The following is a 23068-nucleotide window of genomic DNA, read 5'->3' as shown; positions in this document are numbered from 1 at the left end:
CAGATAACATTTACCAATCCAACATGGGCAACGACGGGTTACCACCCTCGTTGCTCCCTTCCGGTGACTATATCGAAAAGGATCACCTGTTCCCATCCCGAACACAGTAGTTAAGCTTTTCGAGCCGATGATAGTGCCCACCAGTGCGAAAGTAGGTATTGCCGGATTTTAAAAAACCCTTTGTGGATTCGTCCACAAAGGGTTTTTTTACGTACCTACATCACCCTTCATTCCCCTCCTTGCTATCCCGTTGCCAGCTCGGCCACTTCTCGTCGGCGGTTTGCTATATTGGATAAATTGGACCCCGATCCAGTTCTCTCCTTTCTCTCCCAAGCAATGCCATGCCCAAACCCCATTCATCCTCAACCTTTTGGTTGTTGAAAATCGCCGTACTCATCGTTCTGTTGCTCGGCTGCTGGGGAGTGCTGAAGTGGACAACTCCAACACCACCGCCAGCCGAGTTGGCCAGTTCAGCGGAGTCCAAACCAAAGGTCGTCCTCTATCGCGGCGCTGATGCGCAAAACAAAGACGAATTGGCCGCGGAGCTGAGGAAACGATTGGATGGAATCGTCGCGCCCCAATGGAGCGCCACCGATATCGCAGTAGATTTGCTGGGGGAACGTGCTCGCGTTCAACCTCATTTTGCGGATGCTTTGCTTCGGGGAGATCAAATGCCTCTGCTTCCTGAGCAAGTTTCTTCGCGACGTGAACACCTACTTGCTGCATCGAAGGAGATCGTTGACGATTTCTATCGTGCTAATCCTGTTGGGGCCGCAAAACTAGGAGATAGTCAGCAGGATTGGATCGAGTACCTTGCGGATAGTTGGGCAATGGATTTTCCCTCCCGCTCGCAGATCGAGAAAGCTGGAAAGGAATCGATTGAGGATCCGTTCATTGCCTATCTCCAAGTTCGAACGGCGAAATCGTTTGAAGAGTTGGTTCGAGCCAGCGAAAGTGGGATGCGTTGGGCGAAGTCCTTCGATCGTTCTCCCGTTTTGCGAATTTTGCTCGCGGCAAATCGAACCCAGATCTATGGACGCATGGCAACCGAGCTCCAAGGACGGGATATTGAAGATGGAATCGACGCGATCGTGGATTGCGCGAAATCCGTGGACGAGTTTCCGGAACTCGAAGAGTTCCTTTTTCCACGATTCCATCGACTGGTAAGTAGCTACAACGTCCATTCGCAACTATTTCTTCTCGATCGTTTGGATTCCGAGACAAAGGGAAGTTGCTCAGAACTGTTCCGAAGTGCACTTCGTGGTCGAATTGCAGAAGAGATTGCGTTCAAATATCGGGGAGCTTCCTATACATACTTGGTCGAAGACAAGGATTTGGAGCAATTTGGAGTTTGGGCGGAGATTGCGACCCGGTTTTATTTGGAATCCCTGCGACGGGCTCCAAGTTTGGCTCCCGTCGCGGATGCTCTGATGAGGTTGGAACGCTCCGCTGGATGCACGGGTGTTACGCCGGATCATTGGTTTCGCTATGTGTTGTCGATCGATCCCGAGTATCTCCCTGCCCACGGGACATTTTTGTCCTCTCGGGAGACGAAGTGGGGAGGTGGAGAGGCGTCTTTGCTTCGTTACGCAGATCAATTGCATGAGGCGTTTCCGAAATCCCCAACCCTTGGACTCTTTGCTTTGCAAGTTTTGGAGGAATGGGCCGAGGAACGAGGTTTCGGTGCGACTTTGGATTCGGACCGGGTGAAGTCGATCTGCCAATCCGCCATGAATTACCTTCGAAGCGACGTGGGAAAGGCAGATCACTGGATGCTCCCGCCAAGTTCGGTCCGCATTCTGGCTCGACTTCTCTGGGATTGCGGTGATTTCGAAGGATTGCATTGGCTTTTGACCCATTTTGAGGCGGATCTCTCGATCCAATTCGCAATCGGTGTGGAGTTCGATTTGGCACTTGCAAAGGATTTTTGCGCTGCGGCAGCGACAGCTGCAGGCCCGAAGGTTGACTGGGTTTCGCTTCAAAGGGGCCTTTTTTTCGACGATACGATCCGACTCTCCCACCCCTTGGTTCGCGTTCGCAAGGAACTGGATGCGCTGACCGCTGCAGCGGAAAAGCTTGATTCGGCTCCTCTCGACAAGGTAGCGACCCTTTGCCAAAAGGTTTTTCAATGGCGTGAGGATTGGGAGACCAAGGGCGAAGTGATCTTGGACTTCGGAAACGACGCGCTGGGGTGGCTTGCGATCGGAGATTTTCAAGTGACTTCGAAGGGATCGATGGGTTGGAGCGTCAAAATGGATGATGCGTCGTCTGTGATCATTCCGCGATTTCGAGTTTCGCCCCCCTTGTTGGTGGAAATCGACGTGCGCTATGACAAATCCAGTGTGGATCTGTACGGATTCGCGCTCCTTTTTGGTCCGTTGACCCGAGACACACTCGATGGGAACGGCGTTTTGTTTCGAATGATTGGAACACGAAGGCTTGGGATGCTGGATCACCTTCCTCAAGCCAACGGGAAACTGGAAGGAGTTTCCTCGACAGAAATACCTTGGAACTATCTGGTGACACACAAAATGCTCCTTCACGCCGACGGGGTCGAAACCAACGCGAGCATCGATGGCCGAAATCTGCCTCCAGTCAAGGAAACGTTGAAAACCCAAGGGTTGTTCAAAATTGGCCGCTGGGCCCCCTACCAGGCACGAGGGGATTTGAGTGCCACAGGGAGATACGAGATTCAAAAAGTTCGTTTCGCAAAGGCTCCGTAAAAACGGGTTTGACATTCGGGGGTCCAGAATTGGGACCATTGTTCCAGGCGTCGGTCAAGCTCCCGACTATCTGACGAGATCTGGTGTTCGAGAAAGTCTTGGCATTCCGGCTTCCTCAATCGGCATCGGTACGCGCGAAGCGTTCGAATCCGAACGGCCAAGTCGTTGATTTCTCCCAGCATCCGTTGGCTTTTTTCTAAAAGCGGTGCTTCGATCGCTAGTGGAATCTTGCCAGTTAGAGAGGTCGCTAGCTCCACGCTGTAGCGGAGTTTCTTAATTCGAAGCCGAAGTTGGTGAGCCGATTCTGCATTCCAGTCGCCAACATGGGCATCGCTGAAAAGCCTTTGAGCAATTACTTGCAATCCGTGGTGGGCCCAATTCGCGAGGGACCCATCGTGATCTTCGATCGGAGAAGAAGCGGCAGCGTCTAGCATTTTGGCATGCAGCTTTGCTTTAAGGTGACCAAACGCGAGTTTGCTCACCCTCTTTTGAAAAGATCGAAACTCTCGCTTTCGATCCTTTTTCAATCGTCGAAGGAGCTGCGATGTTCCCGGCGAGTTTTCGTCTTTCAAAGCTTGGACGATGACATCCAAATCGCGTCCAAGGTTGCTTTGGCGAAGGAATTTTCGGAGTGTGGATCGCAATCGCTTGAAGCAACCCTTGGGGACAACCGATTGGTAGAAGTCCAGAGCTGCGAGTCCTTTACGGCAATCGACTCGGAAGTTGTGGATAGGTTCACCGAGCTTCGACTTCGCATGAGAGATCAGCGAACCTTTTCGTTGGATCTCATCGAGGCGTCTTTCCAGCGAACCGAAGACGAGCGGGGATATTGGTTGGAGGTTGGACATGGGAAGGTCCTGAAAGTCAGGCGGGGGGCTCGCGAACGACTCGAGCCTGCTGGAACTCCTGCATTCTTTCGCAAAGTTCAACACTCGTGAGTGGTGTTTGCCAAAGAAGATCCCCGAGCCAATTCCGAGCAGATCGAATTTCGTCAGGTCGTGGTTAGCTATTTCGCCGAGAGAGATGACTTCGGCCTGGACCGATTCGGCCATCGCCCGGGCAATCACCTCCGTGTTGTGGTGATGGATGCTCCAGTGAGCAATTGCGATCCGCACCATGTTCCTTGCTCAGCGCTTCGAGGGAATGAATCGTCTACTTCCCCTTCCAATATAGAGCATCATCTGCTTAGCGATGCTCTGCGCGATGCGTTTTCGGTACAAGGAGGGATTATCTACTACCAATCCATTCGCCGCCACGGGGGGTGATCATTGCCCGGAGCACTGCTGCATCGATTGATTTCTCCACAAACAGTACCGATCCGTCGGCTCGTGCGGCGTTGAATCCAACGTCGGTGAACCCACCCAGCTTCGGAAGAGGGCCATTTGGATCGCAAGGAATGTCTTCCGGTTTTGTCCACGGAATGTTGCTCTTTGCCTCCACGACCAAAAGGGTCGTAGAGGTCCCATCGGTAATCTCGGAGATCTTGCTTGGTTTGTTCGGTTGGAAAACCGTTTCTTCCCCAACGAGTACTACATAATCGGTCGTGGTCGAATCAAGGGGTTGGGAAGGATGTCGGAACAGGGAAGGCATCTTCGCGAAGAGCTGCGCCAGGTGGTCACGGTTGCGAATATGGGCCACTTCGTGTGCCAAAATTCCTCGCAATTCGAGATCGGTCCACTCGCTCCAATCCATGGGTAGCCATAAGACCTGTTTGACGATTCCGGTCGTTGCGGGCGACAACACATAGGGAGAAGTGCGCGTTTCGAACAATATCCCCTGTATCGAAGGGTTGGGTAGCTCAGCGAGTAACTGGCTCAATCGAGGATCGTCGATGACGACACTGTTCTTCTTGAAATTTCTTACGCTAACCGCTCCGGCGATCAATCGAAATAGCCCGAATGGCATGGCTAGGATAGGAATAGAATACGCCAACCAAAACCATGAAAAGGAGTTGTTCGGTGAACCGAGTTGTTTTGGACCTGAGGTCGCGATTGCGATGTCGAATCGCGGGTATTCCCTACAAGGATCTTGCGTTCTACCCAGTCCAGTGAGTTGTTTGTCCAACCGGGCAGTGGAACGAACTTTCCCAGTGTTAGAACTAAGATTGCGAGCAGCCCCATCAGTGGAATATTTGGTCCCTTTGGAGTCCAAGTTCGAATGCAAAGAAGCGATACGATGAGCGCAAAAATGGCAACCTGAAACGCGCAGGAAAGCAATCGTGGGCCGAAGGTCGACATCCAGTCCATGATCATGACTTGTTCTCCTTCAATACCCTTTCTAAAGCTTCCCGCTCTTTGCGAGTCAGCTTCCCGCTGTCGAACAATCGGAGAACAAGTTGTTCACGAGAACCTCCAAAGAGCCGTTCTAATAGATCGCCAACCATGCTCTTTGAGACATCTTCAAAGGGGCGAGATGGTTTGAAGGAATAGGGGCGTTGATCTCCTGTCTGAATGAGAAAATCTTTCTCATGAAGGATCTTGATCAGCGTAGCCACAGTCGTGTAAGCCAAGTTGCGCCCCGTCGATGCTAGATGATCTCTCATCTGGGGCGCCGTTAGCTCTCCCTTATCCCAAAAAATATGCATGATCTCTAGCTCCCGCTCGGTTAACTCTTTTGCTGCAGGTCGAGCCATTTCTTACCTCATGTTTGGTTTGTTAGATTTGGTTTAATAGTAGTGATGGCGCGCAAGGGAGTCAACGGTTTTGCGCAGAATTCTTGTTGCGCGTCTAGATATCGACGGAGGACAGAAAGGGGGATCGTCTCACATGATCACGAAAGCTCATGCGGGCGCGGGAGATTCTGTTCGTTGCAGAAGAAGGTGGATGAGGATGGCGGCGGCGATCAGATCGGCGTGCGTTCCTGGATTGGCAATTCGCTTCCCTTCCCCGTTCCGAAAAGAACGCATCCAGTGGTCTAGATGCTGCCAAGCTTCCCTCCAATCGGAGGATGGTTGCATGCGAAGATGGAGAACTTCATTCGCCTTCACTCGGACTTGTTCGGCAAGCTCTCTACCCCCTTTCCTAGCGATAAGGCTATCGGGGCGTCTCGCGAGCAGATCGAGCTGAAGCAAGGTAATGGATTCGAGTATGGAATCGTCCTTACCCAACGAAATCAAGGCGGAAAGTCTTTGTGCTAATGCGAAGCACAATTCAAATCGAGTAACGTACTGCAACGCGATGTCGTCGTAAGTGGACGCGAAGGCCATGGCATCTAAAAGGCGGTCTGGCGGCCGAGATGCGATGTCCATTTCTTTCTTAGTGCCTAGCCCTCCCGGGCTGCAAATGCAGATCGCTTCGTAGATGGCGACGGAGTCCTGGAGGCTGAGCTTCTGCAAAACTTCAGCGTCGAGTAAACGCTGCCACTTTTCGGAGGATATACAAGGTTCGTTGGGTTCCTGCACTCCAGGGTGGAATGATTCCAGGAGCGGAATAACTAGCAGAATGGTACCTAGGCTGGTGTTGCAGCCCGCTGCCTCGAGCATGGCTTGGGTGGACCGAAGTACAGCATCCCCAGGTGCAGCAATGTGTTTCTTTGCGCTGCGAGTGTAGATGGAATCGACGCAATTTCCAATTGCTTTGGCTGCAGCGAGAAAGGAATCGTGGGTCATGTCTTCGAACGGATACCCCGGGAAGACATTTCCTAGTTTAGGAGCCGTGCACTCGAGTTCGATGCTCCGGCAGACGAAATCTCCTAACGTTGGCTCCATCATTGGCCGTGTTCGAATGGCATCATTGAATCTCAAAAGTGGCCACGACGGGGTGGTGATCGCTGATATCCCGCTCGGCGCGGTCCTTCGTATAGCGAGTATCCCAGTGGTCCATGTCCGCTTGTTCACCTCGGATGTTGAGATCGCTCCGAACCGCAATCGACTTGAATAGAATTCCGTTTCCTTCCTTCTTCAGCATGGAAGGGGAAGTGACCATGCGGTCAAACTCCTTTTCCAAAATGAGATGCGTCTGACGCTGGTCGGAGGGAGCGTATTCCAGCAGATCGATGAGATCATCTTTCTCGTCGGGGGTGTGTTTTCCTAGGATGATGTGCATGCCATCGCCATCGGGCTGGATTTGTCCGACGCGTTCTTCGACGTTGAGGTCGCCGAGTACCATCACATTTTCGCCCGCAGCCACGCGAGCCCCCACCCAGGCGTGTGCCAGTTTGCACTGACGCTTTCGAAGATCGGCCGCATCGGCGGTGGCACGAAGATGGAGAACGAGCAACGTAAGTGCTTCGGTGCGATCGCCTACCTGCCATTCGAAACGAGCAAAGAGATGTTTGGATAGATTGTAAAACTCATTCGATCGAAACATCTCATTGGTCTGTTCGCGGCGAGAAAACTCGACCAGGCCGGATTGGAAGAGGATCCCAACATCCTGTTCCGTCCCGCTGTCGAACCCGTCGATAAATGCGACTCGGTAGGAGAGATTGTGTCGCTCTTTCAGTACCTTCGTGAGGGATTGCAGAACGCTTCGATCTTCGATTTCTTGAAGTGCCAAAATGGTCGGCTGCATCTTCGCAATCGAGGCAGCTGCGATGTTCAGCTTCCATTCCCATTCTTCGCGACTTGGGGAGGATTGTTGTTTGGCCACGTCGCTTCGGTTATTGCTCAAATCCTCGTCGAAGAACCATTCCAAGTTCCATGTTGCGACGGTGAGGGGTTGGGGAGGTTTGTCCGCATGGCACAGGGTTGGAGTGAGGGCTGCTGCCACGACGACGAACCACCGAGCCATGGTGAATTGCCAGCCAAAAACGAACCGGAAAGAAGTCAGAGATCGGAACCCGATTGAGATCATGCCGTAGTACCCTTGTTGTTCATTCTGCCGGGCGTTAACCATCGATCTTGTACGAAAGTAATTAGATGCTGGGAGGAACGCTTCTGCGTGAGTAGGATAGCAGTCCGGATCGCGATAGCCAGTCGAACTATCGTAACAATTTAGTTCCTTCCCAAAGGCGAACGAGATGAAAGTGAATCTGGGTCCCGCACGGTGTCCTTTACTGGCGTGGTTGTCCCTCGGTTGCTGGATTTGGTCGATTGGAATTTCGGTATCTTGCTTCGCCCAGAGCGACGCGAGTTTGAATGAGACCCATTCGCTTCCGACCATTGCAGAGAAATCAGCCTTCACCTCGACGGCGACCGGTCAGGAGGTCGCGGAGTTTCTAGCATTGCTTTCGGAACGCCATCCGGAGGCGAGATTGGTCTCGCTTGGCGAAACGACGGAGCGCCGTTCCTTGGAGGCGATCGTCCTTTCCAAAGAGCCTCAACTCGAGCTACCACTACCCGAGAGCGATCCCCGTTTAACGGTTTTGATCTTGGGGGGCATACATAGCGGCGAATGCGATAGCAAAGAAGCCATTCTCGGCCTCGCGAGGGACTGGTTGGCCAAACCGGAAAAGAAACGAGAATTGCTCGAAGCGATGGTCTTTGTCATCGTGCCCAACTTCAACGCCGACGGAAACGAGCGGGTGGGAGCCCAGCACCGTCCCGGGCAAGACGGGCCGACCTCGGGAATGGGAACACGCGAGAATGCCATGGGTCTCGACCTGAATCGGGACTTTGTCAAATTGGAGAGCCCAGAAGTCCGCTCGCTGGTGCGGACTCTCGATGCTTGGGATATCGACGTCCTCTTCGACGCGCACACCACCAACGGCTCCCTCCATCAATACGACTTGACCTACGATCTCCCCCACAACCCAGCGGCCCATCCGAAGCTGCAGACTTGGATGAGAGCCGAGTTTCTTCCAACGGTGACCAAACAACTGGAATCTGAGGGCCTACCCACCTTCTACTACGGTAATTTCTCGCCAGATCATCAGCGATGGGAGTCGTTCGGGCACGAACCTCGATACAGCACTGAGTACATGGGGGTGCGCGGGAAAATTGGAATTCTCGTGGAATCCTATTCGTATGCGAGTTACCAACGACGGATCGAGGCGTCGTATCAATTCATCGATGCGTGCGTCGAGCAATTGCGATTGCGCCGCGAGCAAGTTCGAGAGTTGTTCAAGGCACCTACATGGGAAGGTAACCGAATTCCCATCCAAGGCCGCATTGTCGCCGCAGAAGAAAAGGTCGAGGTCCGGGGCTACGCGTGGGGCGATCCATCGACGTCGAAAGCCACACAAGATGCCGAGGTGGACACGTCGCACCTCGACGGAATTTCCAAGAAAGATGTCCCCAGCACACGCGGACCCTTCCCGACTCCTCGCGATCGCAATCGAACGAAGGAGCTTGTTCCCAATACTTATTCCGTAGAACTCGTGAATGTTGGCGAAGGCAAATTGCATGTGACTGCACCGAAGTACTATTTCGTTCCTTTCGAGAGCGCTTGGGCGGCAGGGCGATTGCGGCTTCATGGGGTGGAACTTTGGGAGAGCGTCGATCCGCGCGCAGTGGAACCGAGAGAAGCGAGCGGATATCGCATTCGTTCCATTCGCGAGCTTCCCGAGTTTCAAGGTCACGCCATCAAGAGGGTCGAGGTGATGGAGGAGCCGCTTTCCGTTTCCTTGCAGAACGGATGGTTGGTGCCGACCGATCAACCGCTCGGTGTCTTGGCAACCTGCCTGTTGGAACCCCATGCGGACGATTCGTTGGCTGCGTGGAATTTCTTTGACCCTGCGTTGGACGTCGACACGATCTACCCTGTGTGCAAAGTCAACGACTTGCCTGCCGATTGGAAGTCGAAACCGGTTCCCAAGCTGGGGCAGAGCGATCGCCAACCTCGCGACATGGCACTCGAGTCATTGACGTTAGAAAAACTATTCAAGCGAGGTGACAAGGTAGCGTACGCACCGACTGCGACGCCTGCTCCGCGATGGATTGCAGACCGCGACGCCTATTTGATCGTGCAAGCGGATCGAGTTTGGGAGGTCGATTGCCAAACGGGTGCGATGACGCCTTTCGATAAAACCAGCAAACTAGCCGATGCCCTCGCAAAGGAGGAGGCGTTTCAGAATGGCAAGGCAGCATCGTACCGTCGCAATTTTTCCGCCTTTGATCCTACCTTTTCTTATGCATTGATCGAGCAGAAGAATGACTTGTATCTCTACAGATCCGAAAGCGATTCTGTGAAACGCTTAACCAACTCCCCGGAGGATGAAAAGAAAGTTCCCACGCTGAGCCCCGATGGGATGCATGTGGCGTATGTCCAGGACGGAAACGTGTGGGTCGTGAACCGAGAAACCGGCGAGACACGTGCACTTACCAAAGATGGGGGTGGCGAAATCCTCAATGGCTATTTGGATTGGGTATATCAAGAGGAGGTGTACGGACGAGGAAAGTTCCAAGCCTATTGGTGGAGCCCCGATGGGAAGCGTTTGGCCTTTTTGAGGTTGGATGAGAGTCCCGTTCCCACCTTTGTCATCGATAACTCGATCCCCTTTGCACAATCCCTCGAGCGCATGCGGTACCCCAAAGCGGGGCAGAAAAACCCTCATGTCTCTCTGCATGTGGTTTCGTTGGAGACGGGAGCGATTCAAGATGTTCCGTTGTCGGATTATGCCGAGGATGACCGCCTCGTCGTTCGCGTTGGCTGGTCGCCTTCCTCGCCGGATGTGCTGGCCTCGCCGGATGTACTGGTTTATCAAGTTCAAAACCGGATCCAGTCCTTCTTGCACGTTTGGTCGTTCGATTGTGTAACGAGCGAGAACCGTAAATGGGTAGAGGAATCATCGCCGGCTTGGGTGGATGTGATCGAGGAGCCCCGTTGGTTACCCGATGGAAGTTTCTTATGGCTCAGCGATTCGGCCGGCGGTCGCCGCCATTTGTATCGTGTTACCCAAAGTGGCGAGAAGATACCTCTCACCGAGGGAGATTGGGACATTCGCGAACTCCTTTGGGCAGGGAAGGATCGGGCATTGGTCACCGCGCGACGCAGCGGGTTGGCGAACACCGATCTGTTAGCCATCGATTTGGCGACCAAGGCGATCACGGAGCTTGGGGAGCCAGGAGGAAATCATCGCGTGTCGGTCCATCCTAAGGGTGCCTATTGGTTTGATACATGGAGTGACAATCAGACGCCTGGGGAACTGTGGCTTTGCGACCGAGACGGGAAGCGGATGCGTTATTTGGGAGGGGTGAAAAAGGATCGGTTGGAGTATGTGCGTTCCAGGCATCCCGAGCTATTTTCGATTCCTGCTCGCGACGGCTTTGCCATGCAAGCGTTGTTGTACAAGCCATCCGATTGGGAGACGAAGAAATCAACTGGAAGGATTCCGGTGCTCATCCATGTCTATGGAGGTCCGCAAGCACCGACGGTGGAGAACACTTGGACGCACCGAAGCGATCTGTGGCATCGATGGATGGCGGAGCAAGGGATCGCAGTGTTGTTATGTGACAACCGGTCTGCGTTGGGTCGAGGGAACCAGGATACTTGGACCATTTACCAAGACATGGGGCGGGTGGAGCTGAGAGACTTGGAGGATGCAGTGAAGTGGCTTCAAGGGCAATCGTGGGTGGATGCCGATCGGATTGGAATGTGGGGCTGGAGCTATGGCGGTTACTTCACCGCCTATGCGATGACCCATTCCAAATTGTTTCGGGCGGGAGTGGCCGGAGCGCCGGTCACCGATTGGCACAATTACGACTCGATTTATACCGAACGCTATATGTCGACGCCGCAGCTCAATCCGGACGGATATCGAACTAGTTCGGCGGTGGAAGCGGCCAAGCATCTGCAGGGTCGGCTTATGATCTTGCACGGGGAGATCGACGACAATGTCCACATGGCCAATTCGATGCAGTTGGCGCGCGCGTTGCAAAAGGGGGGCAAGACGTTCGACCTGATGATCTATCCGGGCAACCGGCATGGGATTACCGACCCCGAACAATCCGAGCATCAGTATCGAACGATGTCAGAATTCTTTTTCCGAGAGTTGCTAGGGAAGCCCCTTGTTCCGTCAGCCGCCCCCTCACCCGCCGCTGGGCCCTAGCCCCGGTTGTCCGGTCCCGACAACTCGGTTTGGGTCCTGGCAGCCACGCCGCATGGTGATTAGAAACGCATGCATTCGGGGGTCCGCCAAGGAGTGTTCACGTCATGGGGGTGGCCGGCGGTTGTCAATCTGCGAAAGCTTTGGTAGTTTGCTTGGAAGTTTTGGGATGTTACTCAGATTAGGAAACGGATTGAATAACATGCGACTGGTTTTAGCAACTCTATTGATGGTATTGGTAACAATGAGCAGTGCATCGGCAGAATCCCCGTCCAAGGGAAAGATCACCACGAGCGTCTTCTTTGACATCGCGATCGATGGCAAGGATGCTGGTCGAATTGTCATGGGTCTCTTCGGTGAAGACGTTCCTCGCACGGCCGAAAACTTCCGCGCGTTGTGCACGGGAGAAAAAGGAAAGGGAAAGAATCGCGAAGGAAAGGACCTGCACTTCAAAGGTAGCTTCTTCCACCGCGTCATTCCTGATTTCATGCTTCAGGGTGGTGACTTCACCCGTGGCGATGGGACTGGCGGAGAGAGCATTTATGGCGAGAAGTTCAAGGATGAGTCATTCAAGTTCGTGCATGATGCACCGGGTCTGTTGAGCATGGCCAACGCGGGCCCCAACACCAATGGCTCCCAATTCTTTATCACGACTGTCAAAACCGAGTGGCTCGATGGCAAGCACGTTGTTTTCGGTCGCGTGACCGAAGGGATGGATGTGGTCAAAGCGATTGAAGCGTTGGGAAGCCGTAGCGGCAGCACCCGAGTCAAAATCGAGATCAAGGACAGCGGCGAAATCAAAGCTGCCAAGTAAGCCGGCGCTCTGCGGTCGTGAACTTGGAAGTAACAGATGACATCAACAGAAAGGGCTGCTCCACCGAGCAGCCCTTTTTCTTTTGCACATCTCTTTGTTTGCTAATTGATGGGGGTGAAGAAGTTTCTCGCCACGGCGCTAAGACGCAGCGGAGAGAAACCATGGGATGCACCGAACACACAGAACTGAGTCCACTTCATTTGGTGTTCCCTTTCCGTGTGTTCTGTGTCGTCCGTGGTTTAGAATCGATTATTTGGATTCGAGCTGGAAGTCGAAGGTGTTTTTACCGGACACGACTTCGACCTTCAGTTCGCTCTTGGTGTTGTAGCGAGCGGGGACGGTTGGCTTGCCAGACTTCGACTTCTTCGGAGCCGTCTGGGCCTCGCCATCGCCCGCTTCCGTTTCCTCCATCTCTTCTCCCTCTTCACTCGGCGCGATCTCTACACGGTTCGGTCCGACCTTCGACCCTTTGGTTTGTCGAATGTAAACCAATTCGTATTTGCCCTCAGCATCCGTCATTCCCCGAGCAGGGCGACCGTTCTCCGGTTGAAAGACGACGGCCACTCCTGTTAGGGGTTTGCCGTCCATCGTAATGGTACCGGTTACTTGTCCCAGGTCCGGTTGATCGCTGCTGCTGCATCCCGATGCACACAAGACCAACCCAGAGAGAACCAAACTCACGAATCGAAAGGAATTCATATCTGCTTTGTCAATCAGGGAAAGGATTGTTCTGAAAAACTACTCAGTGAAGTTTGCGGTTTCGCCGCCGTTGCGAGTGCTGACCGCTTGGTAGATCCTCATATCCATATTCTCCGAGAAGAATTGAATGCTTCCGTCTCCCATCAAGAAATGCGCCCCGCCGGTGTGCCAGCTTCCTGCAGCTTCTTCAGCGCCACCATTGATAGGGTCATTGCTCTCCGCTGCGATCAGGAACTCGGTCATTTCCGTTGGGGGATTGGAGTCCGCCCCACCGGAGAACATCGCCTTGCGATCCGCACCGGCGCCGAACCCGCCCATCGCGTCTCCGCCCGAGTCGGGAACTTCGCTGACGAAGATCGTATTGGACAAACCATCCGTCACTTCGCCGAACTTCGTTTTGCTTCGGACATAGAAAACTCCATTGCCATTCATGCATCCCCATGGATTGGACATCATGTCAGCCAGATTCGCGACTCCGGTGCAAATGCAGTCATCGTTTCCATTGCCGATGCGAGTCCCCATGTTGCCGTTGTAATTGGACGGCTGGTAGCCCCCCTTCTGCGATCCATTGCGAACGTCGGGCTGAGATGGGCACCAGAACAAGGGTACGACGTTAGCCCGGACGATCAAAGGTTTACCGGAGGTAGTGCTACCAAGCTCATTCCCCATCCCATCGGGACCTTGAATGGCTTCATAGAGATTCGTCTGTTCGACGAAGGGCAACAGGCTGGCATGCCAAGTCCATCCATGGCCATTGAAGTTGGTTCCCGCAGCGTTGGGGATGCCATTGCATCCGGCCGGCAAGGCTTTGAATGCAGTTTCGTAGTTATGGATGGCTAGTCCAATTTGTTTGAGATTGTTCGAGCATTGCATGCGTCGCGCTGCTTCGCGAGCGGCTTGAACCGCTGGAAGCAAAAGACCGACTAAGATACCGATGATGGCAATAACGACCAGCAATTCAACCAGTGTAAATCCGCGACGAGTCTTGGATACTCTCAGCATGGGGTTATGAATCCTTGAGGGATGAAATCCGATTTCCTCCCAAACGTCTGGGAGGGAAGATCTAACTTTTGGCCCGCAAGATTATCGAATCGAATCCAGATCGTCGATCCGCTGAACACAATGTTCATGCAAACTTCATATTCTGCCGCGGCGATTGCGAATTCACTGCGGTCTTCGAAGATTGATGAACCACGGAATACACCGAATACACGGAAAAAAAGGCCAAGTCCCTAGTTGGGGGCGGGAATGGCGATGGCGTCGAAGTGGTCCCATCGGGTGACATCGGCTTCTTCGATGCGCTGGTGGGGGTCGATGTTGTGCACCGGGTCCGTCGTGTAGACGGTGTACCCAAGCCGAGTGAGGTAAGCCCAAAGCATTTTGCGCCGATCCGTACTGAGATGCTTGTAGAACTCGACGTGAATGGTGGGACGCTGTCGCATAAGAGTGGTTTCGAGCGATCGAAGGACCTCGAGGTCGAAGCCTTCCGTATCCACTTTTACAAATCGAATCTTGCTGGTCCACTCGGGATACTCCCGTTCCAGCCAGCTTTCGACTCGCAGTGCAGGAACTTGCAACTCGAACGCGTGACCGTGGGTCCATCGGCTGATTCCGGCCAAATTGCCGCCGTTGGAAAAACCGGGATCGGAGTAGTGGAACAGTAGTTGGCAATCCTCCGGTGCCGCCGCCGCTTGCACAGGCACGATGCGCGTCGCGTGCAGGTTGAGTGAGGCATTCTTTGCAAGGACTTCGTAGACGTAGGGATTGGGTTCCCAAGCGAAGACGATCCCCTCAGGACCCGCAGCGAGGGCGAGCGGTACGGTGAAGTCGCCGCAATGGGCGCCGATATCCAAAACTGCATCCCCTGGCTGGATGTAGTTGCGAAGTCGATCGATGTAGGACTGCCGAAAGGGAACAAAACGATCCTTGGGGTGCAGCCATCGTTCGAACGAGATGGCGCCGTCCCGTTCAAGCTGGAACTCGAGTCGCTCAGTACCGTACTTCCGTACTGAGGGTCGGAGCCCCAAAGTCCATAAAAGAGACTTCAGCTTCATGCTGCTCTTTCGCCGCTGGTTTGTTCCATTACGTGTTCGATAGATTCAATTGTGCTGTCCGCTTGCTGACCACCATCTCTTTGTATCGGGTGCGGACATGCGCCATCCAGAAGAATTGATAGATGTTGATCACGAGCAACATCAACGTGATCAAAGGTAGCAGTTTGTCGAAGGTTACGCCCGGTTGCGTGTCCGCAGTCGACAAGCCTCCGTTGGGATTCGTGCTGTTAGGGTTCTGAGGAACAGAGTTTTGGTTCGCCAGGTTTGGTGGGACGGCGTTGCCCGATGGATTCGGCAGCGGGATTGGGACAGCGGAGGCCAATCGCGGATCATAGGGGGCGGGCTGAAGGAGTGGGCCGCCATAACCCTGTGATGCACCGGAGTTAGGATTGGCGGCGTTGGGTTGGTTATAACCAACCGGTGCGCCGTAGTTCGTCCCGTTTTGGTTGGGCAGAGGATTGGAAGCAACATGCGGTACTGCCGGATTGGAGCTGGCGTAGGGAGGGCTCAAACTCCCTGCACCGGTCGTCGGATTCGTCGATGGAAGAGGTGGTGTCCCTCCGGTGAGTCGTCCCAGCATGGAGCCCGCGTTGGAATCGGCGCGAAAGCCATCCGTCCGACCCATGTTTGTTGCGGGTGGGTTCTGTGCGGCCGGGTTTTGTGAGACGGGGTTCGGTGAGGTTGGGTTCTGGAAGGAGGAGCCAGTGCCGGCAGGTGCACCCGAAAAGGAAAGGCTGGACGAGGGGCCGACGCCACTGCCTGTAACGGGCGGAAGTGGGCCGGGCTGCCTCGCTCCGGAATTGCCGAGCAAGCTCGGTGCGTCATTGCCGTTCGGGGACATGCCGGGCGGCAAGATATTTCCATTTCCCGTGCCAGCATTGCCAAAGCTGCCACCCATGCTGCTGCCCCCAAGACTGCTGTTGCCGAGGCCGCTGTTGCCAAGACCACCCTGGCCCGCGGCGGGCAGGACGGGGTCGATATCGGTCAAGGAATTGCGGTCGTCGAGCATGGCCATCATCGGTGGCGCGTTGCGTGTTAGGGCGGCTCGCATCTCCGGCGTTGGGGCGGTTCGAGGAAGAGTCCCGGTTCCAATCCGAATGATGACTTCTTCGACGAAGGGACGGATTTCTGGCGGAATGGGGGCACCGAGATCGTTGCCGAACCGACCGGCCGTGAAAGCGGCCAAGGATTCCGGGGGAATCTGGATGGTGAAGACGAATTTCTTGGTAACGGGGTCCACACCCCAGCCTGACTGAACCAAGCTGGCAAGCCGCTCGATTTCAGCCGTGTTGTTTTGGGCGCCGCTCAACGTGTTAGGCAGGATCGCTTGTTCCTGCAAGAACAAGGACGTCAGGATTAGAAAAGCTTGGATCATGCTGAGGCCTTGAACGTCCGTTAATCGACAGAGCCGCGGATCTCGCTGGGAATGGATTGGAACACAGGGAGCAGTCGGCAGCGAAGGTCCTTCCTGGATCGCTGCAGCCTGCGTGGCTTGGCAATCATAGAGGAACTGGAGGACTCGCGTAAAGGTTGATCGCCACCGAGGACCTGGTAATACGGGCAAGCTTTCGAAAAAGTGATGCGAGCTTATTGGGGGAGATTGAGCAGGAGATAGGTCCCGCTCTTCCCTGCAACAGCGATGTCAGCTCGGCCGTCCGCGTTGAGATCGCCTGTTGCAATCTGGAGTCCAACCCCGATATGACCTTGCTCGATCGAGCGTTTGAGAAACTCCTTGCCGTTCCAGTGGTAGGAATGGATTTCGGGCATGTCCTTTCCGCCTGGGTCACCACCGTTGTGGGCGAAGTAACGTTTGCCGGAGATCAAGTCTTCGACGCCGTCCCCATCGAGATCGCACAACGCCAACGCGTGAGGCTGCGAAAAGGACTTGTCGATCACGATCGTGTCAAATGCTAGCGGTTCGCCGGCCGGCGTCTGCTTTCGCTTCCACCAGTAGAGTCCGTAATCGTGCCCTGCTCCGACGAGCAAGTCGTTGAGGCCATCGCCGTCGACATCCTTCACCAGCATGGGAATGCTCCCTTGGATATTCCAGTCGGCATGGTATTTCCAAGGTTGATCCCACATTTTCTCTGCGGGTTGTTCGTACCAACCGGAGCCGATCAGCACATCGACGCGTCCATCGTTGTTAATGTCCCCCACTCCGAGACCGTGCTGGTTTCCTTCTTTACCGACGGTGCTCCCAACCAGATCGAATTTGGCTGGGTTCTCCTTCGTCGCCTCGCGGGGGACGAAACGCCATACGACGGTGGGGTTCTGTTTGTTCCAGCTGTTGACAATCCACTCGGGACGACCATCTCCGTCGAGGTCGGCCATGAGCTGTGCCTCGTTTTGGCTGGCTTTGGTGTCGACCAACAAGTGCTTTTTCCAGGTTTGCCCTAAGCGCCAACCTTCGGCCCCCGGGTTTTGGTACCAGTGGACTTGGGTGGGGATGAAGGAGCCGGCGACGACATCGAGCAATCCGTCTTGATCGACGTCCATCAGAAAGTCTCCGTTGGACTCTACATATCCATTCCAATCCTCGATGGTTCGAAGGGGACGCGGCTTGAAGTCGGGAGCGGCATACCAATTGCGGCCCGCGACAACATCGTTCTTGCCGTCGCCGTTCAAGTCGCCGATGGCGCATCCTTCGTTGGCGTCGAGGGTGAGCATTTCGACTTTCCATTTCGATGGGCTAGAGGCCGTGGTGGGCTCGGCGGCCGGACTCGTATTGGCTCCGAGACAGGAGGCTCCTGTTGCGAGGAGTGCGGCGAACAAGGATCGGTGTTTCATGGCGGGTGGATTGGATGGGAGAGGAAGGGAGGGCCAGAACCCGGATGGCCAGAACCTGGATGGCCAGAACCCGGATGGCCAGTGTCTAGGTGGATCACTTCTTAGTTTACCTAAACGATCGATCGAATGAGATAAGGACGATGCGATTCTCGGCAAGTTGTCGGGACCTCTTTCGATTGCCAGCTCCCGGCGTAGCAACTACACTGTGACTGTGAATTGGAGTGTGCGGGAGAGTGTTACCCTGGTCCAGGGGAACCACCGAAGGCGCAAAATGCGAGCCCATAACCGCTCAGGTATCGAGAACTGCATCCTCCTTTATTCATCTCTGGAGAGAGGTCTTGTTCGATCAAGACCCACCGAAGGGGAAAGACTTCGTCGCACGGGAATGCAATCCAATTTTGTCGCCACGACAGAACGGAATTGCTTGTGGGACAGGTCGAGATCTCTCAGGTAAAGGGACAGAGGGGCCAGCCATCGCAGTGCGATCGACCGCGCGATTGATTCGTCGTTGGTTCTTGCAAACGCGATTGCCGTTCCTGTTCTTTTACAATCGCACGATCGAGGATCTCGGATGTCGAACGCAACCCCGCTGTCTCCTTTTGTCTCCCGCCACATTGGACCTCGCGAGCACGAGATTCGCGAAATGCTGTCCATGTTGGGGTATGAGTCTCTCGATCATCTCACCGATACGGTCGTTCCGAACGGCATCGCCTATCGCGATCGATTGCATTTGTCTGCCGGCGTGAGCGAGGAAGAAGCGCTCGCTGAACTGAAACAGATCGCGTCGAAAAATAGAGTGGTAAAGAATCTTATAGGACAAGGCTACTACGGGACGTTTACTCCGAAGGTCATCCTTCGCAACGTTCTTGAGAACCCGGCTTGGTATACGGCGTACACCCCTTACCAACCCGAGATTTCGCAAGGCCGATTGGAGGTTTTGTTCTACTTCCAGACGATGGTTTGCGAATTGACCGGAATGGAAATCGCAGGAGCCTCGTTGCTCGATGAAGGAACTGCAGCGGCGGAAGCGATGACTCTGTGCCTGCGATCGACCAAGAAGAAGGGAACCCAGTTCTTGGTGGCGAAACAATGCCATCCCCAGACCATCGAGCTTATCGAGACAAGGGCCAAGCCGCTGGGAATGGAAGTGGTCGTGATCGATCAATGCGACGCGGCGATCGATTGGTCCAACGCATTCGGCGTTTTGGTTCAGTACCCTGCGACGGACGGTTCGGTCCATCGTTTGAAAGAATTTTGCGATGCAGCGCACGCATCGGATTGCATGGTCGTCGCCGCCACCGATCTGCTGGCATTGACTCTGCTCAAGCCGCCGAGTTCGTTCGGGGCGGATGCCGTGATCGGCAATGCGCAGCGCTTCGGTGTACCCTTTGGTTATGGTGGTCCCCACGCAGCATTCTTAGCCACGCGGGATGCGTTCAAGCGGACTTTGCCTGGTCGACTGGTCGGGCAATCGGTGGACTCGCATGGCAAGCCGGCTTACCGACTGGCGCTCCAAACACGGGAACAACATATCCGCCGTGAGAAAGCCACTTCGAATATCTGCACCGCGCAAGCGTTATTGGCGATCATGTCGACGTTGTACGCGTGCTATCACGGACCGCAGGGCCTGCAGGGGATTGCGCGACGTGTGCATGGGCAGACGATGCGATTGATCCGTTCCTTGCAAACTGCCGGCTGGGAAGTCCTCAGCGACCAAGTCTTCGATACGTTTGTTGTGAAGACAAAAGACGAGGACGCTTGCAAGCTGATGGAGCGAGCCGTTTCGGCGGGATTCAATCTTCGCTATGTCGATGCGCAGCATGTCGGGGTTTCTCTCGATGAGACGATTTCGACTGACGATTTGCTCCAGATCGCTGGGGTGTTCGGGGCGGAGTTGGTGGAAGCCCAGGGAGAATCGGAGCGTTCGACATTGCCCGCCGAGGGGTTCCGAGAGGATGCTTACATGACGCAAAGCGTTTTTCATCGCTATCGAAGCGAAACGGAGATGATGCGTTATCTGCGGCGATTGTCCGAAATGGACATCGCCTTGGATCGGGCAATGATTCCGCTCGGTTCCTGCACGATGAAGCTCAATGCGGCTTCGGAGATGACCCCGGTGACTTGGCCGGAGTTCAATGCGATCCACCCATTCGCCCCTGCGGATCAAACCGTTGGTTATCGCGAGATGATCGCTTCGCTCGAGTCGATGCTTTGCGAGATCACAGGCTACGATTCCATTTCCTTGCAACCCAATGCAGGGTCGCAAGGGGAGTATGCAGGTTTGCTCGCGATCAAGCGATACCATGAGTCGCGTGGGGACGACCAACGGGATATCTGCCTCATTCCCAGCAGTGCGCACGGTACGAATCCAGCTAGCGCTCAGATGGCGAACATGCAAGTCGTCGTGGTGAAGTGCGATCAGTATGGCAACATCGATGTCGCCGATCTGGATACCAAGATTGCTGCGTACCCGGATCGCGTCGCAGCGATCATGATCACCTATCCATCGACACACGGAGTGTTTGAAGAGGTGGTGACGGAGGTTTGTGAGAAGGTGCATGCCGCGGGGGGGCAAGTCTACATCGACGGGGCAAATCTGAACGCGCTCGTGGGCGTGGCAAAGCCAGGCAAGTTTGGAGGGGATGTGTCGCACTTGAACCTGCACAAGACCTTCTGCATCCCGCACGGGGGCGGCGGTCCCGGAGTGGGCCCCGTCGCGGTGAGAAGCCACTTGGCACCGTTTCTTCCGAAAGATGGTGTGAATGCGGAACGCATGGGACCAATCGTCAGTTCCGCTCCCTTCGGCAGCGCGAGCATTTTACCGATATCGTGGATGTACATTCGGATGATGGGAGCGGAGGGACTCCGGCGGGCCACGCAAGTCGCGATCTTGAACGCCAACTACATCGCGCATCGATTGAAGAAGCATTATCCCATTTTGTACACCGGGCACCGAGGGTTGGTGGCGCACGAGTGCATCCTGGATACCCGTCCGATGGGGCTGCATCACGTCAGTGTGGAGGATATCGCGAAGCGTCTAATCGACTATGGCTTCCACGCCCCTACCATGTCGTTCCCTGTTGGGGGGACCCTTATGATCGAGCCGACTGAGAGCGAGTCCTTGCAAGAGTTAGATCGCTTTTGTCGGGCGATGGCTTTGATATTTGACGAGTATGAAAAGGTCCGCGATGGAGGTTGGCCGGCGGATAACAATCCCTTGCACAATGCACCCCATACGCTCGATGTTTTGCTGGAGGGGTCTGAGATTCCCTATTCGCGTCGCGAAGCGGTTTGTCCGGATAGCGAGCAAGACTATGCCGTCAAGTATTGGCCGCCGGTAGGTCGCGTCGACAATGTCTATGGCGATCGCAATCTCGTTTGCGCGTGTCCGCCCATGGAGATCTACGCGGCAGCGGAGTGAGCTGTCTTTCTCCCATCGCGAGCCCTGCTCGTTGGAGCGGGGCACCGTGGCACCGTGCACCGTGGCACCGATCGGAGTCGCTGCATTTTCCGCCATAGCATTCAACGGCCGGGAGCAACGGATGTGGCGTTCTCTCCTGGGCGTTTTGGCAAAAAAGCGAAAAGCCAAATCGTAAGCCCGATGGCGATGCCGATTGCGCTGATCCATTGCGAAATACTCAGGTCGGTTCCGAACTGGCCTGCTTCATCGACACGAATGTACTCCTCCATCGTGCGGACGACGCCGTAAGCGATCAGACCGGTGGCAAAGAGTGTCCCGGTGCGGGAGAGAAACGGCGAAAGCGCGGCCGTCCAAAGGAAGAGAACCAATCCTCCTGCGGAAGCATAGAGTTGAGAAGGGTGAACACCCACGGAGGAACGAGGTATTTCCTCGGAGGGAATATAGTACGTCTGTCCATCGACGACCAAGACCCCTTCAAAGGCAGGCCGACGGAGCGGTTCTTCAGGGTTTGGGCCATCCACCGGAGTCCAGCTAAGTCGATCGATCCGTCCCCCTTCGCGAATTCCTTTCTTCGCCCCCCAGGAGTCAGGCTTCACCGAAACGATGCGTCGATCCTCCGTTTCGATTCCCAAGATTCGTCCGTTGGAAAGCTGTTCCTCGTAGACGGGGGATCCTGCCGGGAACGAAATCGACGGCAAATCCGTTTCGCAAACGCCCCCGTAGCAGCAGCCGTTGAGCAAGCAGCCGATCCGTCCGAAGGCAAGACCTAAAAAAAAGGCCGGGGTCACCGCGTCTGCCACGAGCAAGATGGAAACGCGATGGCGAAGGGTCCAGAAAATCATCGCAGCCAATCCACCGATCACGCTTCCGTAAACGACCAGTCCCCCTTCGGTGATCTGCAGAACCGAGACGAGTTTGGCAGCCAGCGTGTCTCCCTCCATCTCGTCCCAATACTGAACGACATAGAACAAACGGGCCCCGACAATCCCAGCGACGACGGTCCAGGTCGCCAAAGAAAAAAACGACTCCGTTGAAATTCCGCGCGTGCGAGCCCGGCGAAGCGCCACCCAAACGCCGAACAGAACTCCCAGCATGAGCAAAACACCGTATCCGCGAACCGGGAGCCCCACGGGCCAATCGTCGATCCGCGTTTCAATGCGTGGGAGCAAGAGGGCGTTGAGAAGCAGCATTGCTCCCCAAACAACCCCATTGTTCTTTAAAAGGGATTCTCGCAGCTCTGCCGTTCGAGCCGCCGCCAATGCCAAGATCGCAATGACGACCAGAACCAGCGTTCCCCAACTCACCAACCCAAACACGGGAAGCCCGAGAAACGCATGGGGAATGTGAAATAATGTTTGCCTCATGCCTAAACGTTAAAGCATGAGCCCCGCGAAAGATAGAGAGCTATTTGTTCTCCATTTGAGAAAGCTCGTCTCCGAAATCCAAAACCGGTTCGGAGCCAGAAAATGGATCCGCCGCTGACGTCTCCTGCTCCTCCCCCTTCTTCTTTTTAGCCTTCTTTGGCCGAGCCCGAATCGCCGCCACAATCACGGCGAGAATTGCCCCTACGAGTAGGGCAAGCCAAAAATAAGGTAGCAATGGAAACAAAAAGTTCATGGGTGCATATCGCAGGGCAGGAAGTGGCCAT

Annotated in this window: 16 protein-coding genes, 1 rRNA gene and 1 riboswitch; of the genes, 5 read left to right on the top strand and 12 right to left on the bottom strand. The window is 54.8% G+C overall.

What is annotated here, in order from left to right; all coding sequences use genetic code 11:
- Positions 1 to 59 precede the first annotated feature (59 nt).
- Both rrf and SH467x_RS07735 read left to right on the top strand, forming a co-directional pair.
- A 5S ribosomal RNA gene (gene rrf / locus SH467x_RS07740) occupies positions 60 to 167 on the top strand.
- A gap of 174 nt (positions 168 to 341) precedes the next feature.
- Complete coding sequence (locus SH467x_RS07735; protein WP_482370701.1) at positions 342 to 2723, top strand: hypothetical protein; 2382 nt, start codon at positions 342 to 344, stop codon at positions 2721 to 2723.
- On the opposite strand, the gene SH467x_RS07730 is transcribed toward SH467x_RS07735, so the two are convergent.
- From SH467x_RS07730 to SH467x_RS07710, 5 genes are all read right to left on the bottom strand, one after another.
- Positions 2693 to 3841, bottom strand: coding sequence for a CHAD domain-containing protein (locus SH467x_RS07730; RefSeq protein ID WP_482370700.1), 1149 nt, complete (start codon positions 3839 to 3841; stop codon positions 2693 to 2695). The two genes, SH467x_RS07735 and SH467x_RS07730, sit on opposite strands and share 31 nt — an antisense overlap.
- 109 nt (positions 3842 to 3950) lie before the next feature.
- Complete coding sequence (locus SH467x_RS07725) at positions 3951 to 4628, bottom strand: M56 family metallopeptidase (protein WP_482370699.1); 678 nt, start codon at positions 4626 to 4628, stop codon at positions 3951 to 3953.
- Between the two features lie 343 nt (positions 4629 to 4971).
- Positions 4972 to 5355 carry a BlaI/MecI/CopY family transcriptional regulator gene (locus SH467x_RS07720; protein ID WP_482370698.1) on the bottom strand — a complete coding sequence of 128 codons (384 nt, stop codon included), beginning with the start codon at positions 5353 to 5355 and terminating at the stop codon, positions 4972 to 4974.
- A gap of 147 nt (positions 5356 to 5502) precedes the next feature.
- Positions 5503 to 6432, bottom strand: a complete 930-nt coding sequence (locus SH467x_RS07715) for a triphosphoribosyl-dephospho-CoA synthase (RefSeq protein ID WP_482370697.1) — start codon at positions 6430 to 6432, stop codon at positions 5503 to 5505.
- 19 nt (positions 6433 to 6451) lie between these two features.
- Entirely contained in the window at positions 6452 to 7450 is a 999-nt protein-coding gene (locus SH467x_RS07710) for an endonuclease/exonuclease/phosphatase family protein (protein WP_482370696.1), read from the bottom strand.
- A 343-nt stretch (positions 7451 to 7793) separates the two neighbouring features.
- Here SH467x_RS07710 and SH467x_RS07705 point away from each other — a divergent pair, with 343 nt between their 5' ends.
- Together SH467x_RS07705 and SH467x_RS07700 are read left to right on the top strand one after the other, a co-directional pair.
- Positions 7794 to 11648: a DPP IV N-terminal domain-containing protein gene (locus SH467x_RS07705; protein WP_482370695.1), complete on the top strand. Its 3855-nt coding sequence runs from the start codon at positions 7794 to 7796 to the stop codon at positions 11646 to 11648.
- A 199-nt stretch (positions 11649 to 11847) separates the two neighbouring features.
- On the top strand, positions 11848 to 12459 hold the full coding sequence (locus SH467x_RS07700; protein ID WP_482371351.1) for a peptidylprolyl isomerase: 612 nt from the start codon (positions 11848 to 11850) through the stop codon (positions 12457 to 12459).
- Positions 12460 to 12708: 249 nt separating this feature from the next.
- On the opposite strand, the gene SH467x_RS07695 is transcribed toward SH467x_RS07700, so the two are convergent.
- The 5 genes from SH467x_RS07695 to SH467x_RS07675 all read right to left on the bottom strand — a co-directional run bounded on the left by SH467x_RS07695 (position 12709) and on the right by SH467x_RS07675 (position 17999).
- Positions 12709 to 13158: a transthyretin-like family protein gene (locus tag SH467x_RS07695; RefSeq protein WP_482370694.1), complete on the bottom strand. Its 450-nt coding sequence runs from the start codon at positions 13156 to 13158 to the stop codon at positions 12709 to 12711.
- Between the two features lie 39 nt (positions 13159 to 13197).
- Positions 13198 to 14160: a DUF1559 family PulG-like putative transporter gene (locus SH467x_RS07690; RefSeq protein WP_482370693.1), complete on the bottom strand. Its 963-nt coding sequence runs from the start codon at positions 14158 to 14160 to the stop codon at positions 13198 to 13200.
- A 230-nt stretch (positions 14161 to 14390) separates the two neighbouring features.
- Positions 14391 to 15212 carry an FkbM family methyltransferase gene (locus SH467x_RS07685; protein ID WP_482370692.1) on the bottom strand — a complete coding sequence of 274 codons (822 nt, stop codon included), beginning with the start codon at positions 15210 to 15212 and terminating at the stop codon, positions 14391 to 14393.
- A gap of 28 nt (positions 15213 to 15240) precedes the next feature.
- A complete protein-coding gene (locus tag SH467x_RS07680) occupies positions 15241 to 16587 on the bottom strand; it encodes a hypothetical protein (RefSeq protein WP_482370691.1) in 1347 nt (448 codons plus the stop codon).
- A gap of 212 nt (positions 16588 to 16799) precedes the next feature.
- Complete coding sequence (locus tag SH467x_RS07675) at positions 16800 to 17999, bottom strand: FG-GAP repeat domain-containing protein (protein WP_482370690.1); 1200 nt, start codon at positions 17997 to 17999, stop codon at positions 16800 to 16802.
- Positions 18000 to 18314: 315 nt separating this feature from the next.
- Positions 18315 to 18471, top strand: a riboswitch (glycine riboswitch).
- 99 nt (positions 18472 to 18570) lie between these two features.
- On the opposite strand from SH467x_RS07675, the gene gcvP reads away from it, so the two are divergent.
- Positions 18571 to 21420: an aminomethyl-transferring glycine dehydrogenase gene (gene gcvP, locus SH467x_RS07670; RefSeq protein ID WP_482370689.1), complete on the top strand. Its 2850-nt coding sequence runs from the start codon at positions 18571 to 18573 to the stop codon at positions 21418 to 21420.
- 101 nt (positions 21421 to 21521) lie between these two features.
- Here gcvP and SH467x_RS07665 read toward each other — a convergent pair whose 3' ends face one another.
- Positions 21522 to 22784, bottom strand: a complete 1263-nt coding sequence (locus SH467x_RS07665) for a prolipoprotein diacylglyceryl transferase (protein WP_482370688.1) — start codon at positions 22782 to 22784, stop codon at positions 21522 to 21524.
- Between the two features lie 40 nt (positions 22785 to 22824).
- On the bottom strand, positions 22825 to 23037 hold the full coding sequence (locus SH467x_RS07660; RefSeq protein WP_482370687.1) for a hypothetical protein: 213 nt from the start codon (positions 23035 to 23037) through the stop codon (positions 22825 to 22827).
- Between the last annotated feature and the right edge of the window lie 31 nt (positions 23038 to 23068).

The organism is Brakhagea slesvicensis (assembly GCF_052161625.1).
In the GTDB taxonomy this organism is placed as follows: domain Bacteria; phylum Planctomycetota; class Planctomycetia; order Pirellulales; family Pirellulaceae; genus JBKCUI01.
This window is presented reverse-complemented; position numbering and strand designations above follow the sequence as displayed.